Source organism: Azorhizobium sp. AG788, assembly GCF_004364705.1.
GTDB lineage: Bacteria > Pseudomonadota > Alphaproteobacteria > Rhizobiales > Xanthobacteraceae > Azorhizobium > Azorhizobium caulinodans.
The window spans coordinates 316,569-332,132 of sequence record NZ_SOBM01000003.1 but is presented as its reverse complement, the minus strand read 5'-3'; the positions used below and the strand labels follow the sequence as shown (position 1 = coordinate 332,132).

The window sequence follows — 15,564 nt, the reverse complement described above, 5'->3', positions numbered from 1 at the left end:
CGTATGGCTCCGTTCCTGTGCGCGCAACCCGGTCCACGCTATCTCGAAGACCGGGGGACGGAGCGCACATCATGGACCGCGGAACGGAAGGGTGGGGCAGTGGCCTCATCGGCGTCATCATCTTCAGCGGCTCGCTGCCGGCAACGCGGGTGGCGGTGGAGGGTTTCTCGCCGCTCTTTCTCACTTGCGCCCGCGCGGTCATCGCCGCGGGCCTTGGCGCGCTGCTGCTGATGGCCTTCCGGCAGAAGCGCCCGGCTGCCGCCGATCTCGGGCCGCTGGTGCTGGTGGCGCTCGGCGTGGTGGTCGGCTTTCCGCTGCTCACTGCGCTTGCCCTCCAGCACATCACCTCGGCCCGCTCCATCGTGTTCATCGGGCTTCTGCCGCTCGCGACCGCTCTTTTCGCGGTGCTGCGCGGCGGGGAGCGGCCGAAGCCCGCCTTCTGGCTGTTCTCCTTGCTCGGCGCGGCGCTGGTGGCGGGCTTCGCATTGGCCGGCAGCCAGGCGGGCGATGCGACGGGGGACCTCTTCATGGTCGCGGCCATCATCGTGTGCGGGCTCGGCTATGCGGAGGGCGCCCGCCTGTCGCGGCGGATCGGCGGCTGGCAGGTGATTTCCTGGGCGCTCGTCTGCGCGCTGCCGGTGATGGCGGTGATCGCGCTCGCGACCCTGCCCGTCCACTGGACCGGCATCGGCGTGTCCGCCTGGGCGGGGCTCGCCTATGTGTCGGTCTTCAGCATGATGGTGGGTTTTATCTTCTGGTATCGCGGGCTGGCGCTCGGCGGCATCGCCCGCGTGGGCCAGCTCCAGCTTCTCCAGCCCTTCTTCGGGCTGGCGCTCGCCGGCCTGCTGCTGGGCGAGCCGGTGGCCTGGACCATGGTCGCCGTCACCGGTCTCGTGGTGCTGTGCGTCGCCGGCGCCAAGCGCTACGGCTGAGAGCGGCCGCATGAACCGGCAGGCGGGGCCTGCCGGTTGGCCTCAGAACTCCGCGTCGAGCTCTTCCAGTTCCTCGGGCTCGGCCATGGCGCCGGCGATCCATTCCTTCACCACCGGATGGGCCATGATGCGCTCGCGATAGGCATCGCAGGCGACATCCAGCTTGACGTCATAGGTGGTGAAGCGCGAGCAGACCGGCGCATACATGGCATCAGCCAGGGTCGGCCGCGGCCCCATCAGATAAGGCCCGCCATGGGCGGCGAAGCAGCCGCGCCAGATCGCGACGATGCGGTCGATGTCCGCCTGCGCGCCCGCCCACACCTTGAAGCCCGGATAGCGGCCCTTGATGTTCATGGGCAGCGCCGAGCGCATGTTGGCAAAGCCCGAATGCATCTCGCCCGAGACGGAGAGACAATGCGCCCGCGCCGCCCGGTCCGGCGGGAGAAGCCCAGCCTCGGGAAACACCTCGTTGAGATAGGAGGCGATGGCCAGCGTGTCCCACACGGTCACGCCCTCATGGACGAGGCGCGGCACGAGGAAGGAGGGGGAGAGCAGCAGCAGTTCGGCCCGCGCGCCCGGATCATCCACCGGCACGCGCTCCTCCTCGAAATCGAGGCCGGCCAGCTTGCAGATGAGCCAGCCGCGCAGCGACCAGGAGGAATAATTCTTGCTGGAGATGGTCAGCGTGGCCTTCGACATGCGCGCCTTCCCGATGCCGTTCGCAGCAGCATAGCTGGAGTGTGTTGCAATGCACCACACCCCTCGTCAAATTCTTATTAAAGAGCTACAACCGAACATGGCTGTGGGAAAGGTGCAAATCCGCCCTGAGCCAATATGTTACGGCCCACGCCTCGGCGTGCGTGGCTCCTCAGGGGCGGGACGGAGGCAAGATCGCATGCAGAAGCGACGGTCCTGCGGCACGGCCGCCTGCTCGAACGCCGGGCGAAAGGCATGCTGATGTACCTTGCCTACCAGGCCCAGTCCGACCTGATGGAGCCGGTGAAGTTCGGCGCCCATTTTGCGCGCCGCTTCCTGTCCGGCCCGTTCATGGCGCCCTTCCAGACGCAGGCCACCCGGCAGCTCGCCGCCGCCTGCGAGATGGTGGAGCGCGTGGGCCTTACCCACGGCCGGCCGGATTTCGGCATCCGCACCACGGAAGTCGGCAATCGCGAGGTGCCGGTGGTGGAGGAGGGCGTGTTCCGCATGCCCTTCGGCACCCTGCTGCACTTCAAGAAGAAGGACGTGGATGTGGCCCAGCCGCGCGTCCTCGTGGTGGCCCCGCTCTCCGGCCATTTCGCGACGCTGCTGGTGAACACCGTGCGCACGCTCCTGCCGGACCATGACGTCTTCATCACCGACTGGCACAACGCCCGCGACGTGCCGCTGGAGGAAGGCGGGTTCGGCTTCGACGGCTATGTGGAGCACGTCATCAAGTTCCTCGAATTCATGGGGCCGGGCGCCCATCTCGTGGCGGTGTGCCAGCCGTGCGTGCAGGCGCTGGTGGCAGCGGCGGTGATGGCGCAGGAGGGAAACCCCGCCTATCCGCGCTCCATGACGCTGATGGCCGGCCCCATCGACTGCCGCATCAACCCCACCAAGGTGAACGAGCTCGCCACCTCCAAGCCCATCCGCTGGTTCGAGAACAATCTCATCTCCACGGTGCCCATGGGCTTCCCCGGCTCCGGCCGGCGGGTCTATCCCGGCTTCGTGCAGCTCTCGGCCTTCGTCAGCATGAATTTCGGGCGCCACATGAAGGCGCATTTCGATCTCTACGACGCACTGGTGGAAGGCGACGAGGAGAAGGCCACCACCACCAAGGTCTTCTATGACGAATATTTCGCCGTGCTGGATCTGGCGGCGGAATTCTATCTGGAGACCGTTCAGTACGTCTTCCAGGAGTATCGCCTGCCCAAGGGCGAGCTGACCTACAAGGGCAATCCGATCGACTTCAAGGCCATCCGCCGCACCTCGCTGCTGACGGTGGAGGGCGAGCGGGACGACATCTGCTCGCTCGGCCAGACGGTTGCAGCCCACGACATCTGCACCGGCCTGAAGCCCCACCGCAAGCGCCACCACATGCAGGCGGGTGTCGGACATTATGGCGTCTTCAGCGGCCGCAAATGGGCCGGTCAGGTCTATCCCATCGTCCGCAACCACATCCTCGCCAGCGACTGATCCGCGCGTCACGCTCACTTTCTGCCGCTCCCGTCACACCAACGTCGTGCATGGCTGGGATGTCAGCAGACCGGGCGCGCGAGCCATTCCACGGTTGACGCACGGTCCAAGCCTTGGTTGATGGGCGCGCGTCGGTGTGCCCGTCGCCTTCCCCCAACCTCCGAGGAGCCCGCGAAATGAGCGCCTGGCCGGTTCACGCCACCATTGATGGACCCATCGTCATGATCGGCTTCGGGTCGATCGGTCGTGGCACTTTGCCTCTGATCGAGCGGCACTTCTCGTTCGATCTCGACCGGATGGTGGTCATCGATCCGGTGGATGATGACCGCAAGCTGCTCGACGCCCGTGGCATCCGCTACATCCAGTCCGAGGTGACGGCGGAAAACTATCGCGAACTGCTGACGCCGCTGCTGACCAACGGTGCCGGTCGCGGCTTCTGCGTCAACCTCTCGGTGGATGTCTCCTCCGTGGCGGTGATGGAACTGTGCCGCGAGATCGGCGCGCTCTACGTGGACACGGTGATCGAGCCTTGGAAGGGCTTCTATTTCGATCCCTCCCTCGGCACCGAGGCGCGCACCAATTACGCGCTGCGCGAGAGCCTGCTCGCCGCCCGCCGCCGCAATCCCGGCGGCACCACCGCCGTCTCCACCTGCGGCGCCAATCCGGGCATGGTGTCCTGGTTCGTGAAGCAGGCGCTGCTCAACATCGCCGCCGACACCGGCCTCAGCCTGCCCGAGCCCAAGACCCGCGAGGAGTGGGCGCGCTTTGCGCAGGCCCTCGGCGTCAAGGGCATCCATGTGGCCGAGCGCGACACGCAGCGCGCCCGCAATCCCAAGCCCCGCGACGTGTTCGTCAACACCTGGTCGGTGGAAGGCTTCGTCTCCGAGGGCCTGCAACCGGCCGAGCTCGGCTGGGGCACGCACGAGAAGGAACTGCCCCCGGACGGCCGCACCCACGCCACCGGCTGCGGCGCGGCGATCTATCTGACGCGCCCCGGCGCGGACACCCGCGTGCGTTCCTGGACGCCCACGCCCGGCCCGCAGTTCGGCTTCCTCGTGACCCACAACGAGGCGATCTCCATCTCGGACTATTACACGGTCCGCGACGGCGAGAAGGTCGTCTACCGCCCCACCTGTCACTATGCCTATCATCCGGCCGGTGACGCGGTGCTCTCGCTGCACGAGATGTTCGGCTCCGGCGGCAAGATGCAGAGCGACTGGAAGATCCTCGACGAGCACGAGATCGTCGACGGCGTCGACGAACTGGGCGTGCTGATCTACGGCCACGCCAAGAACGCCTACTGGTTCGGCTCCCAGCTCTCCATCGAGGAGACCCGCCAGCTTGCGCCCTATCAGAACGCCACCGGCCTCCAGGTGACCTCCGCCGTGCTCGCGGGCATGGTGTGGGCGCTGGAGAACCCGCAGGCGGGCATCGTGGAAGCGGACGAGATGGACTTCCGCCGCTGCCTCGAAGTGCAGATGCCGTATCTCGGCCCGGTGATCGGCACCTATACCGACTGGACGCCGCTCCAGAGCCGCAACACGCTCTTCGCCGGCGATTTCGACGAGGAAGATCCCTGGCAGTTCAAGAACGTCATCGTTCGCTGAGCATCTGATTGCTGATCGCGAAATGGACGCCGCGCCGGACCTCCGGCGCGGCGTTTGTCGTTTGTGCCTTGGCCGGCGCGTGGGGCCCTGCATCGTGAGCCGTGCCTATGGCCAAGGCCAAGGTAATGATTGAATTGAAACAGATATCTCTTGGCTGACTGGCGCATTCGCAGCGTTTACGCCTGAGGAAAGCGTTGTATTGTTACAATACATCATATCCGTTCCGATTAATTCGCGGTCATGTTTTCCAAGATGCGTTGACGCGGGGCGGGTGCGGCGTATTCTCCCGGTCCATGCACGGCCGCTGCCGCGCATCTTAGAAGGCGAGTTCATCGTCATGCTCAAGATCATCCCCGCCACTGTTGCTGCCGTTGTTCTGGCGACGGCTGCCGCGTCCCCCGCCTTTTCTTTCCCCGTCCAGTCCGAGGTCGCCGTGACGGCTCCGGTTATTCCCGTGGCCGAGGGCTGCGGCTGGGGCCGCTGGCGCGGGCCCTGGGGCGGCTGCCGCTCGACGCCTTATGTCGGGCCGCTGCCCGGCGGCGGTTATGCCCCGGCCCCCGGTGTTGTTGTCGGCCCCGTCGGCAACGGCTGCCCTCCCGGCTACTGGCGCGGCCCATGGGGCCACTGCCGCGACACGCCCTACCATGGCCGCCTGCCCGATGGCGGCTGGCAGTGAGCCGAAACTGAGCAGCCGGGTGGCGGGTCGAGCGCCCGCCGCCGCCTCCGGCCCGGCCGATCGCGCTCCGCGCGCGCCGGGCAGCCCCATCGAGGAAACATCATGGCCCGTCTTGTTACGCATCTGATCAGCGCGACCGTGCTTGGCGCGACCCTCGCCTCCGGCCCCGCCGCCTTCGCCCAGCCGGCGGCTCCGCAGACCCCGGCCGCGGCACCGGCCGCTGCGCCCGCTCCCGCTCCGGCGATCATCGTCACCGAGGCCTATTCGGAGGCCGACGCCCGCGCGATCCTCAATGCCCGCCTCGCGGCGCTGAAGGCGGTGATCGAACTCACGCCCGAGCAGGAGAAGCTGTGGCCGCCTCTCGAGGCCGCCATCCGCGACATCAGCAAGAATGCGGTCGCCCGTCGCAAGCAGATGGAGACCGCCCAGCCGCCCAAGGATTTCCTCGGCGTGCTGGACCAGATCGGCACGGCGGAGGAAATCCGCGGCCGCGAGCTGAAGCGCTTCGTGGAAGCCGCCCGGCCCTTCGTGGCGTCCCTCACCGAAGCGCAGAAGCGCCGCATCCCGCCGTTCCTGGGCTTGCAGGATACGGGCGGCGCGCACCAGCCCGCCGGCACGCTCTGGCTGTTCGAGGAAGAGGCGGGCTGACGCCCCTTCGTCCTCCCGTCTCCCGAAGCCCCTTCCGGCCCGCCGGAAGGGGCTTTTGTTTGGCCCGAGCCCTTCCTTCCTGCCGCCGGCTGGGCCACTGTCCACGCCATGTCGTCGAGCCCTTCCCCCATTTCCGATCCGGCCGCCTTCGTGCGCGCGGAAACGCGCCTGCGTCCGGTGCCCCTCGTGCCGGAGATCAGCCTTCATGTGGCCGACGAGGCGGTGCCCATCTGGCACCGCACGGAGGAGGAACTGGGCGCCATGGGCCTGCCGCCGCCCTTCTGGGCCTTTGCCTGGGCAGGCGGACAGGCGCTGGCGCGCTACGTGCTCGATCATCCGCAGGTGGTGGCGGGACGGCGCGTGCTCGATTTCGCGTCGGGCTCGGGCCTCGTGGGCCTTGCCGCCCGTCAGGCCGGGGCTGCCGATGTGACCTGCGCCGACATCGATGTCTTCGCCCATGCGGCCATCGGCGTGAACTTCGCCGCCAATGCAGGCCGCGAGATGCCGGCGGACACCACCTTCCGGGTCACGCGTGAAAACCTCATCGGCCGCGACGAGGGGTGGGAGACGGTGCTCGCCGGCGACATCTGCTATGAGCGTGATCTCGCCGAGGCGGTCTTCGCCTGGCTGAAGGGATTGGCCACCCGCGGCGCCACCGTGCTCCTCGGCGATCCGGGGCGCACCTATCTGCCTCGCGCCGAACTGGAGCAGCTCATTGAATACAACGTGCCGGTGACGCGGGAGCTGGAGGACCTGGAGATCAAGCGCACCGGCGTCTGGCGGCCGCGTCTGCCCGCCGGGGTGTGACGGAACCTCTGCCGGTGCCCGCGGTTCCCCTGAGAGACCGGGGATCGGGGCACCAAGGAGACCGTCATGAACGTTGAGGACGTCTGGACCGCCATGGAAGAGCGGCACGCCTGCATGCTCGTGGACCGCGACGGATCACGCCTGCGGGCGCGGCCCATGGCGCCGGTGGCCCGCCGCGACGACGGCGTGGTCTGGTTCGTCACCGATGCCCACAGCGCCAAGGACGAGGAAGTCTCGGCTCATCCCGAGGTGTGCCTGAGCTTTTCGGACGAGGGCGACCGCTTCTATCTCTCCGTCTCGGGTCGGGCCGAGGTGGTGCGTGACGTCGCGAAGCTGAAGGACATCTGGAGCGCGCCTATGGAGGCCTATTTTCCGGGCGGACCGGAGGACCCGAATGCGGTGCTCCTGCGTGTGGTGCCGGAGCAGGCGGAAATCTGGCAGGGCGATGGCGTCCTGACCACCGGCTTCAAGATGGCGAGCGCCATCCTCTCCGATCGCCGCGCGGATCTCGGCGAGAACGCCAAGATCGAGATGTGACGCGAAACGGTGGTCCGGGCTCAGGCCCGGATCGCTTACGCCCTCCGGCCAAAGAGCGCCGAGGCACCGACCACCAGCCAGCCCGCGATCATGAGCATGCCGCCGAAGGGCGCGCTGCCGCCGAGAAGTTTGATCTCCATCAACGCCCGCAACGTGAGGTCGCCGGAGAAAAGAAGTGCGCCCAGAGCGAGCGCGCTGGCTCCGACGAGCAGCACCGCCCGCATGTGCGCGACCTGTCTTGCCACCGCCGCCAGCGCCACCAGCGCAGCGGCGTGGAAGAGCAGGAAGTTGGCCGCGATGGCGAGCGAGGCGCCGCCCGTGAGATGGGCGGACACCGCCGCCAGCGCGACTCCGCCGGCGCCGTAGAGGCCGGCGATCACGATGAGCAGGCGCGGCCAGAGGGTCATGAAACCTGTCCTTGGAGCGAACGCAGAGGCAAACCGGGTCTTCCATAGCCCGGCGTGGGGTCGCGCGCATGCGATTCCCACTGCGTCACAGCGGCCCTGTCCGCCCCGTGCCTTCGTCCAAAGTCTCAGCAGCGCTTGGCTTGTCGTGGTTCCAAGCGACCACCATAATCCTGACAAAAGCGGGGCGGGAAATCCCGAGCGAACGCCCGCCCCATGAGGAAACAAGCGGGCTTCAGCGTCCGCGAACCGGGAGGCAAGACGGTGTCCGAGCAGAATTATTTCCACGTGCCGGCCGAATGGGCCTCGCGGGCCTTTGTGGACAAGGCGGGTTATGAGGCCATGTACAAGGCCTCCGTCGAAAATCCGGAGGCCTTCTGGGCCGAGCAGGGCAAGCGCATCGACTGGTTCGAGCCCTACACGAAGGTGAAGAACACCTCGTTCATCCCCGGCGCCGTCTCCATCAAATGGTTCGAGGATGGCGTCACCAACATCGCCCATAATTGCGTGGACCGGCATCTGGAGAAGCGCGGCGATCAGGTGGCGATCATCTGGGAGGGCGATAGCCCGACCGAGAGCCGCAAGATCACCTATCGCGAGCTTGCCTCCGAGGTGAACAAGTTCGCCAACGTGCTGCGCAACCGCGATGTGCAGAAGGGCGACCGCGTCACCATCTATCTGCCCATGATTCCCGAGGCGGCCTTCGCCATGCTCGCCTGCGCGCGCCTCGGTGCCGTGCATTCCATCGTGTTCGCAGGCTTCTCGCCGGACAGCCTCGCGGGCCGCATCTCCGACTGCGGGTCCAAGGTGGTGATCACCGCCGACGAGGGCCTGCGTGGCGGCCGCAAGGTGCCGCTGAAGGCCAATGTGGACGCCGCCATCGAGCGCCTGCCCGAGCCGGTGGACCATGTGATCGTCGTGCGCCGCACGGGCGCGACCGTCGCCATGGAGCCGGGCCGCGACGTCTGGTACCACGAGGCCGCCGAGATGGTGACCGACGAGTGCCCGGCCGAGCCGATGAATGCGGAAGATCCGCTGTTCATCCTCTACACCTCCGGCTCCACCGGAAAGCCAAAGGGCGTCCTGCACACCACCGGCGGCTATCTCGTCTATGCCGCCATGACGCACCAGTATGTCTTCGATTATCACGAGGGCGACATCTACTGGTGCACGGCCGACGTGGGCTGGGTGACCGGCCACTCCTACATCGTCTACGGCCCGCTCGCGAACGGCGCCACCACGCTGATGTTCGAAGGCGTGCCCAATTATCCGTCGAACGCCCGTTTCTGGGAGGTGATCGACAAGCATCAGGTCAACATCTTCTACACCGCCCCCACGGCCATCCGCGCACTGATGCAGGCAGGCGAGGAGCCGGTGAAGAAGACCAGCCGCGCCTCGCTGCGCCTGCTCGGCTCGGTGGGCGAGCCCATCAATCCGGAAGCCTGGCACTGGTATCACCGCGTGGTGGGCGAGGGCCGCTGCCCCATCGTGGACACCTGGTGGCAGACGGAGACCGGCGGCATCCTCATCACCCCGCTGCCGGGCGCGACCGCGCTGAAGCCGGGCTCCGCCACGCGGCCCTTCTTCGGCATCGTGCCGCAGCTCGTGGATGCGGAAGGCCGGGTGCTGGAGGGTGCTGCGGAAGGCAATCTTGTGATCGCTGATAGCTGGCCGGGCCAGATGCGCACGGTCTATGGCGACCATGAGCGCTTCGAGCAGACCTATTTCTCCACCTATCCCGGAAAGTATTTCACCGGCGATGGCTGCCGCCGCGACGAGGACGGCTATTACTGGATCACCGGCCGCGTGGACGACGTCATCAACGTCTCCGGCCACCGCATGGGCACGGCCGAGGTGGAGAGTGCGCTCGTCGCCCACCCCAAGGTCTCGGAAGCGGCGGTGGTGGGCTTCCCGCACGACATCAAGGGCCAGGGTATCTATGCCTATGTGACCCTGATGGCTGGCGAGAACCCGTCCGAGGAGCTGCGCAAGGAGCTGGTGGCCTGGGTCCGCAAGGAGATCGGGCCCATCGCCTCGCCGGACCTCATCCAGTTTGCCCCCGGCCTGCCCAAGACGCGCTCGGGCAAGATCATGCGCCGCATCCTGCGCAAGATCGCCGAGGACCAGTTCGAGAATCTGGGCGACACCTCGACGCTTGCCGATCCCGGCGTGGTGGAGGATCTGGTCAGCAATCGCCAGAACAAGCGCGACGCGGCGGCCTGATCCCGTCTCTTCCGACCCGCGTAACGGTCTCTGGAACGCCCCGCTTCTGCGGGGCGTTTTGCGTTCCGGCGCATCACCTCTCGTTGAGCGTGCGGCCGCGCCCTTTCATCCATATTCCCAATGGGAAATGTCTGTGCTACGCATTTCGCAAGCGTGAATTAAAAATCCACGCAAATTTAATGAGAAATGCCAGGAGCCTCCGATGCTGAGCCGCCGTTCCGTCCTGTCCCTCACGTTCGGCGGCCTTGTCGCCAGCGCCGGCATGGGCAGCCTCTCCGCCGCGCTGGCGCAGCAGATCAAGTACAGCGGCCCGAACACCCTGCTGAACGTCTCCTATGACATCGCCCGCGAGTTGTTCACGGCGGAGAACACGGAGTTCGTGCCCTTCTGGAAGCAGCAGACGGGGCAGGACATCACGGTCAACCAGAGCCATGCCGGCTCCTCCCGCCAGGCCCGCGCCATCATCGAGGGGCTTGAGGCCGACGTCGTGACCTTCAATCAGGTGCTGGACGTGCAGGCGCTGGTGAAGGCGGGCTTCGTGGCCAAGGACTGGCAGGCGAAATTCCCGAACAATGCCTCGCCTTATTATTCCTTTCCGGCCTTCCTCGTGCGCGCCGGAAACCCGAAGAACATCAAGGACTGGAATGACCTCGTCCGCGACGACGTGAAGGTCATCTTTCCGAACCCGAAGACTTCGGGCAATGCGCGTTACACCTATCTCGCCGCCTACGCCTATGCCCTGGAGCAGAACAAGGGTGACACCGCCAAGGCCGACGCCTTCGTGAAGAAGCTGCTCGCCAATGTGCCGGTGTTCGACACCGGCGGACGCGGCGCCACCACCACCTTCGTGGAACGCGAGACGGGCGACGTGCTGGTGAGCTTCGAGGCCGAGACCCGCGCCATTGCGGACGTCTACAAGGACAAGAAGCTCTCCACCGTGGTGCCGTCCGTGAGCGTGCTGGCCGAGTTTCCGGTGGCCGTGGTGGACAAGGTGGTGGACAAGCGCGGTTCGCGCATCGCCGCCCAGCAGTATCTGGAGTTCCTATATTCCCCCGCTGGCCAGACGGTGGCGGCCAAGGCTTATCACCGTGTGGTGGACAAGACCGTGGAGGAGAAGTTCAAGGATCAGTTCCCGCCCGTGCGCTTGGTGAAGGTGGAGGACGTGTTCGGCGGCTGGGACAAGGCCAATGCCGATCACTTCGTCTCCGGCGGGAAACTCGACCAGGTCTTCGGCGCCCGCTGAGCGGCGGTCCCTTAAGATTTCCGTCAGCCGTCCCTCGCCTTTCGCAAGAGGACCGTCATGCCCGGGCTCGTCCCGGGCATCCACGCGCGGCTGGCGAGAACGTCTGATGGGGCTCCGGGGCCCAACGCCTTGGATGGCCCGATCACGTCCGGCCATGACGAATGGAGAAGGCACCGCTTTTTCAGAGCGGCGGCTTGGCTGACAGAGCGCGGCCCTTCCGTGGACCTTCAGCCCCGTCCGTCTGCCGTAGTCCGCATGCGACAGTGGTTGTGTCGGCTTTCGTGCGTTCACGCGGCTGCCGCCGCGGGTAGAGTAAAAAAGACGTTATATGTCAGTTGTATGTGGCTTTGTGGGGCCTGCGGCACGCTCCTTGAATCGGTTCCGGCTGCCTCTTTGCGCAGAGCCGGAACCCTCCATGACCGAGACCGCCACCCTCTCCCTCACCGACGTCCCGCAGGTCTACAAGCGGCACGTCTTTGCCTGCTTCCAGCAGCGTCCGCCGACCCATCCGCGGGGCAGTTGCGGCGCGGCCGGCGCCCAGCCTTTGTGGGAGCGGCTCGGCAAGCAGATCGAGGCCACGGGCCAGCGGGATATCGTGATGACCGCCACCGGCTGCATGGGCTTCTGCCAAGCAGGGCCGATCATGGTCGTTTATCCGGAGGGCGTCTGGTATCAGCCGCGCACGCCGGAGGATGTGGACGAGATCGTGACCACCCATCTGGTGGGCGGCGCGCTGGTGGAACGGCTCGTGATCGTGCCGCGCATCTGAACCTTCCAAGCCAACAAAAAAGCCGGGCGCAAGGCCCGGCCTTTCCGTGAGGGCGGCTCGCGATCAGGCGATGAGCTTGCCCAGTTCTTCCACGATGGCCGCGCCCATGTCGGCGGTGCCGATGACCGGGCCGCCGGGGGTGCGGATGTCGCCGGTGCGCTTGCCCGAGGCGAGCACGGCGGCGATGGCTTCCTCGATCTTGTCCGCCACTTCGCCGAGGCCGAACGAATAGCGCAGGGCCATGCCCAGCGAGCCGATCATGGCGATGGGGTTGGCGATGCCGCGGCCGGCGATGTCGGGGGCCGAGCCGTGCACCGGCTCATACATGGCCGGGCGCTTGCCGGTGGCCTCGTCCAGCGCGCCGAGGGAGGCGGAGGGCAGCATCCCCAGCGAGCCGGTGAGCATGGAGGCGATGTCGGAGAGGATGTCACCGAAGAGGTTGTCGGTGACGATCACGTCGAACTGCTTGGGCCAGCGCACGAGCTGCATGGCGAGCGAATCCGCCAGCTGGTGCTCCAGCTCCACGTCCTTGTAGTCCTTCGCGTGCAGCGTCGTGATGGTCTCCTTCCAGAGCACGCCGGAGCGCATCACATTGTGCTTCTCGGAAGACGTCACCTTGTTGCGGCGGGTGCGGGCGAGCTCGAAGGCGACGCGGCCGATGCGGTCGATCTCGTAGGTGTCATAGACCTGCGTGTCGATGGCGCGGCGCTGGCCGTTGCCGAGATCGAGGATGGTCTTCGGCTCGCCGAAATAGACGCCGCCCGTCAGCTCGCGCACGATGAGGATGTCGAGGCCCTCGACCACTTCGCGCTTCAGCGATGAGGCATCCGCCAGCGCCGGATAGCACAGCGCGGGGCGCAGGTTGGCGAACAGGCCGAGATCCTTGCGCAGGCGCAGCAGGCCCGCCTCGGGGCGTGCCTCATAGGGCACGCTCGCCCACTTCGGGCCGCCAACGGCGCCGAGCAGGATGGCGTCCGCCGCCGCGGCGCGCGCCATGGCGGCATCCGAGATGGCGACCTGATGGGCGTCGTAGGCGCTGCCGCCGACCAGATCTTCCTCGATGGCGAAGGAAGCGATGCCCTGCTTGTCGAGGAAGCCGATGACGTGCTTCACCTCGGCCATCACTTCGGGGCCGATGCCGTCGCCGGCGAGGAGCAGGAGCTTGTGGGTCGCCATGGGGAAGGATCCTTGGGGTGCTTCAGTTTGTTTGGCGCGGAGTGCTAAAGGCTCGCGCCCTGTGTGACAAGCCGAAAGGCGCATGGAGCGATCGAGACGGGCGATCGCAAGGCAATGGCACGGCGCCGATCGCGGCCGGATGCGAAACCGCCCGGCACGGTGTCCCGGCCGGGCGGCTACGCACGCGCGGGGCGTGCGGTCAGGTGATGTACTGGGCGCCGTTGGCGGTCAGCGTCGAGCCGGTGATGAAGCCGGCATCGTCCGCCACCAGGAAGGCCACGGCCCGGGCGATGTCCTCCGGCTCGCCGAGACGGCCGACGGGAATGGTGGAGATGATCTTCTTGAGCACGTCCTCCGGCACCGCGCGCACCATTTCGGTGGCGATGTAGCCCGGCGCGATGGCGTTCACCGTGATGCCGAGCGCCGCGCTTTCCTGCGCCAGCGCCTTCACGAAGCCGATCTCGCCCGCCTTGGCGGCAGAGTAGTTGGTCTGGCCGAACTGGCCCTTCTGGCCGTTGATGGACGAGATGCAGACGATGCGGCCGAACTTGCGGGCGCGCATCCCCTCGATCACGTTCCGGCACATGTTGAAGGCGGAGTTCAGGTTGGTGTTGATCACCGCGTTCCACTGCTCCAGCGTCATGCGGTGGAGCGTGGCGTCGCGGGTGATGCCGGCATTGTTGACGAGCACTTCAACGGGGCCGACATCGGCCTCCACCTTGGCGATGCCCGCCTTGCAGGCCTCGAAATCCGAGACGTCCCACTTGAACACCGGGATGCCGGTCTTCTCGTGGAAGGCCTGCGCGGCAGCGTCATTGCCCGCGTAATTGGCGGCCACCTTGTAGCCCTTGTCCTTCAGCGCGATGGAAATGGCTTCGCCAATTCCGCGCGTACCCCCGGTCACCAAAGCAACGCGTGACATGTCTGCCTCCCTCTCCCTCAATGAGCCCTTCCGGCGGCCGCAAGACCGCATGTCCGGCACAGGCCGGGCAATCTTCGGGCTTCTCGCAAACGGGTAACGTCATCTGGAAAACCGCGGCCGCCCCCCGGCGGCCGCGCGGGTCCGGGCCCCGGCTCAGGGGCGCTCGACGCAGAGCGCGATGCCCATGCCGCCGCCGATGCAGAGCGTGGCGAGGCCCTTCTTGGCGTCGCGCTTCTGCATCTCGTGCAGCAGGGTCACGAGGATGCGGGTGCCGGAGGCGCCGATGGGATGGCCGATGGCGATGGCGCCGCCGTTCACATTGACCTTCGCGGTATCCCAGCCGAGGCCCTTGTTGACGGCGATGGCCTGGGCGGCGAACGCCTCGTTGGCCTCGATGAGGTCGAGATCATCGACGGTCCAGCCGGCCTTCTCCAGCGCCAGCTTGGAGGCGGGGATCGGGCCGGTGCCCATCACGGCCGGATCGACGCCGGCCTGCGCCCAGGAGACGATGCGGGCGAGCGGGGTCTTGCCTTCCTTGGCGGCCCGCTCGGCACTCATGAGCACGACGGCGGCGCCGCCGTCGTTGATGCCGGAGGCGTTCGCGGCGGTCACCGTGCCGTCCTTGACGAAGGCCGGCTTCAGCTTCTGCATGGCCTCGATGGTGGCGCCGTGGCGGGGATATTCGTCCGTATCCACCACCACGTCGCCCTTGCGGCTGGAGATGGTGACGGGGACGATTTCCTCCTTGAAGCGCCCGGCCTTCTGGGCCGCCTCGGCCTTGTGCTGGGAAGCGACGGCGAATTCGTCCTGCTCGGCGCGGGTGATCTGGAACTGGGTCGCCACGTTCTCGGCGGTGTTGCCCATGTGGTAGCCGTTGAAGGCGTCCCACAGGCCGTCCTTGATCATGGTATCAACAAGGTCGAGCGAGCCCATGCGGGTGCCGTTGCGCAGGTGCGCGGCATGGGTGGACTGGCTCATGGATTCCTGGCCGCCGGCCACCACCAGCGAGCTGTCGCCATTCTTGATGGCCTGATATCCAAGCGCCACGGAACGCAGCCCCGAGCCGCACACCTGGTTGACCTGCCAGGCCGGGCTCTCGATTGGAACGCCGGCGGCGATGGAGGCCTGGCGGGCGGGATTCTGGCCCTGGGCGGCGGTCAGCACCTGGCCGAGAATCACTTCGCTGACTTCGGATGCAGCAACGCCGGCCCGCTCCAGAGCGGCCTTGATGGCGATGGCGCCCAGCTGGTGCGCCGGAAGCGTGGACAGGGCGCCGTTGAAGGACCCCACGGGGGTGCGGGCGGCGCTGACGATGACGACGTCGTCGGTCATGGGCTTCTCTCCTGGGGCGGCCTTGCGTGCGCCGCACTCGATGCGGTCGCATCGTGGTTGCCCCGCGAACCCGCTGTCAATGATCCAGATCAGTGGTTCAGAGCTTCCTGCGC

General features: G+C 66.9%; 15 protein-coding genes. 10 read left to right on the top strand and 5 right to left on the bottom strand.

Going from position 1 to position 15,564, the window contains the following annotated elements; translation table 11 throughout:
* Positions 1-71: 71 nt before the first annotated feature.
* Positions 72-932, top strand: a complete 861-nt coding sequence (locus tag DFO45_RS09350) for a DMT family transporter (protein ID WP_133864626.1) — start codon at positions 72-74, stop codon at positions 930-932.
* A gap of 42 nt (positions 933-974) precedes the next feature.
* On the opposite strand, the gene DFO45_RS09345 is transcribed toward DFO45_RS09350, so the two are convergent.
* Entirely contained in the window at positions 975-1,631 is a 657-nt protein-coding gene (locus DFO45_RS09345) for a glutathione S-transferase family protein (protein ID WP_012168825.1), read from the bottom strand.
* A 255-nt stretch (positions 1,632-1,886) separates the two neighbouring features.
* Here DFO45_RS09345 and phaZ point away from each other — a divergent pair, with 255 nt between their 5' ends.
* The 6 genes from phaZ to DFO45_RS09315 all read left to right on the top strand — a co-directional run bounded on the left by phaZ (position 1,887) and on the right by DFO45_RS09315 (position 7,382).
* Complete coding sequence (gene phaZ, locus DFO45_RS09340; RefSeq protein ID WP_245518023.1) at positions 1,887-3,107, top strand: polyhydroxyalkanoate depolymerase; 1,221 nt, start codon at positions 1,887-1,889, stop codon at positions 3,105-3,107.
* A gap of 176 nt (positions 3,108-3,283) precedes the next feature.
* Positions 3,284-4,714 (top strand): homospermidine synthase, encoded by a 1,431-nt coding sequence (locus DFO45_RS09335; protein ID WP_012168827.1) that lies wholly within the window; start codon positions 3,284-3,286, stop codon positions 4,712-4,714.
* Between the two features lie 337 nt (positions 4,715-5,051).
* Entirely contained in the window at positions 5,052-5,390 is a 339-nt protein-coding gene (locus DFO45_RS09330) for a hypothetical protein (RefSeq protein ID WP_245518011.1), read from the top strand.
* Positions 5,391-5,492: 102 nt separating this feature from the next.
* The gene (locus DFO45_RS09325) at positions 5,493-6,038 is read left to right on the top strand and encodes a Spy/CpxP family protein refolding chaperone (protein WP_133864625.1); all 546 of its coding nucleotides are present in this window, start codon (positions 5,493-5,495) and stop codon (positions 6,036-6,038) included.
* Positions 6,039-6,146: 108 nt separating this feature from the next.
* A complete protein-coding gene (locus tag DFO45_RS09320) occupies positions 6,147-6,845 on the top strand; it encodes a methyltransferase (RefSeq protein ID WP_133864624.1) in 699 nt (232 codons plus the stop codon).
* Positions 6,846-6,911: 66 nt separating this feature from the next.
* Positions 6,912-7,382 (top strand): pyridoxamine 5'-phosphate oxidase family protein, encoded by a 471-nt coding sequence (locus DFO45_RS09315; protein WP_133864623.1) that lies wholly within the window; start codon positions 6,912-6,914, stop codon positions 7,380-7,382.
* Positions 7,383-7,417: 35 nt separating this feature from the next.
* Here the strand turns inward: DFO45_RS09315 and DFO45_RS09310 are convergent, their stop codons facing one another.
* Positions 7,418-7,789, bottom strand: coding sequence for a DUF423 domain-containing protein (locus DFO45_RS09310; RefSeq protein ID WP_133864622.1), 372 nt, complete (start codon positions 7,787-7,789; stop codon positions 7,418-7,420).
* Between the two features lie 261 nt (positions 7,790-8,050).
* Between DFO45_RS09310 and acs the strand changes: the two genes are divergently transcribed.
* The 3 genes from acs to DFO45_RS09295 all read left to right on the top strand — a co-directional run bounded on the left by acs (position 8,051) and on the right by DFO45_RS09295 (position 12,021).
* On the top strand, positions 8,051-10,009 hold the full coding sequence (gene acs / locus DFO45_RS09305) for an acetate--CoA ligase (RefSeq protein WP_208299766.1): 1,959 nt from the start codon (positions 8,051-8,053) through the stop codon (positions 10,007-10,009).
* A gap of 262 nt (positions 10,010-10,271) precedes the next feature.
* A complete protein-coding gene (locus DFO45_RS09300; protein WP_245518022.1) occupies positions 10,272-11,252 on the top strand; it encodes a sulfate ABC transporter substrate-binding protein in 981 nt (326 codons plus the stop codon).
* Between the two features lie 415 nt (positions 11,253-11,667).
* Positions 11,668-12,021, top strand: coding sequence for a (2Fe-2S) ferredoxin domain-containing protein (locus tag DFO45_RS09295; RefSeq protein ID WP_133864619.1), 354 nt, complete (start codon positions 11,668-11,670; stop codon positions 12,019-12,021).
* Between the two features lie 63 nt (positions 12,022-12,084).
* Here DFO45_RS09295 and leuB read toward each other — a convergent pair whose 3' ends face one another.
* The 3 genes from leuB to DFO45_RS09280 all read right to left on the bottom strand — a co-directional run bounded on the left by leuB (position 12,085) and on the right by DFO45_RS09280 (position 15,451).
* On the bottom strand, positions 12,085-13,197 hold the full coding sequence (gene leuB, locus DFO45_RS09290) for a 3-isopropylmalate dehydrogenase (protein WP_133864618.1): 1,113 nt from the start codon (positions 13,195-13,197) through the stop codon (positions 12,085-12,087).
* A 199-nt stretch (positions 13,198-13,396) separates the two neighbouring features.
* Positions 13,397-14,119 carry an acetoacetyl-CoA reductase gene (gene phbB / locus DFO45_RS09285; protein ID WP_012168836.1) on the bottom strand — a complete coding sequence of 241 codons (723 nt, stop codon included), beginning with the start codon at positions 14,117-14,119 and terminating at the stop codon, positions 13,397-13,399.
* Between the two features lie 153 nt (positions 14,120-14,272).
* On the bottom strand, positions 14,273-15,451 hold the full coding sequence (locus tag DFO45_RS09280) for an acetyl-CoA C-acetyltransferase (RefSeq protein ID WP_012168837.1): 1,179 nt from the start codon (positions 15,449-15,451) through the stop codon (positions 14,273-14,275).
* Positions 15,452-15,564: the final 113 nt, after the last annotated feature.

Excerpts from the sequence above, each read along its gene's own strand:
- DFO45_RS09350 (WP_133864626.1), top strand. The coding sequence starts at position 72 with ATGGACCGCGGAACGGAAGGGTGGGGCAGTGGCCTCATCGGCGTCATC.
- DFO45_RS09345 (WP_012168825.1), bottom strand. The coding sequence starts at position 1,631 with ATGTCGAAGGCCACGCTGACCATCTCCAGCAAGAATTATTCCTCCTGG.
- DFO45_RS09335 (WP_012168827.1), top strand. The coding sequence starts at position 3,284 with ATGAGCGCCTGGCCGGTTCACGCCACCATTGATGGACCCATCGTCATG.
- DFO45_RS09330 (WP_245518011.1), top strand. The coding sequence starts at position 5,052 with ATGCTCAAGATCATCCCCGCCACTGTTGCTGCCGTTGTTCTGGCGACG.
- DFO45_RS09325 (WP_133864625.1), top strand. The coding sequence starts at position 5,493 with ATGGCCCGTCTTGTTACGCATCTGATCAGCGCGACCGTGCTTGGCGCG.
- DFO45_RS09320 (WP_133864624.1), top strand. The coding sequence starts at position 6,147 with ATGTCGTCGAGCCCTTCCCCCATTTCCGATCCGGCCGCCTTCGTGCGC.
- DFO45_RS09315 (WP_133864623.1), top strand. The coding sequence starts at position 6,912 with ATGAACGTTGAGGACGTCTGGACCGCCATGGAAGAGCGGCACGCCTGC.
- DFO45_RS09310 (WP_133864622.1), bottom strand. The coding sequence starts at position 7,789 with ATGACCCTCTGGCCGCGCCTGCTCATCGTGATCGCCGGCCTCTACGGC.
- DFO45_RS09300 (WP_245518022.1), top strand. The coding sequence starts at position 10,272 with ATGGGCAGCCTCTCCGCCGCGCTGGCGCAGCAGATCAAGTACAGCGGC.
- DFO45_RS09295 (WP_133864619.1), top strand. The coding sequence starts at position 11,668 with ATGACCGAGACCGCCACCCTCTCCCTCACCGACGTCCCGCAGGTCTAC.
- leuB (WP_133864618.1), bottom strand. The coding sequence starts at position 13,197 with ATGGCGACCCACAAGCTCCTGCTCCTCGCCGGCGACGGCATCGGCCCC.
- phbB (WP_012168836.1), bottom strand. The coding sequence starts at position 14,119 with ATGTCACGCGTTGCTTTGGTGACCGGGGGTACGCGCGGAATTGGCGAA.
- DFO45_RS09280 (WP_012168837.1), bottom strand. The coding sequence starts at position 15,451 with ATGACCGACGACGTCGTCATCGTCAGCGCCGCCCGCACCCCCGTGGGG.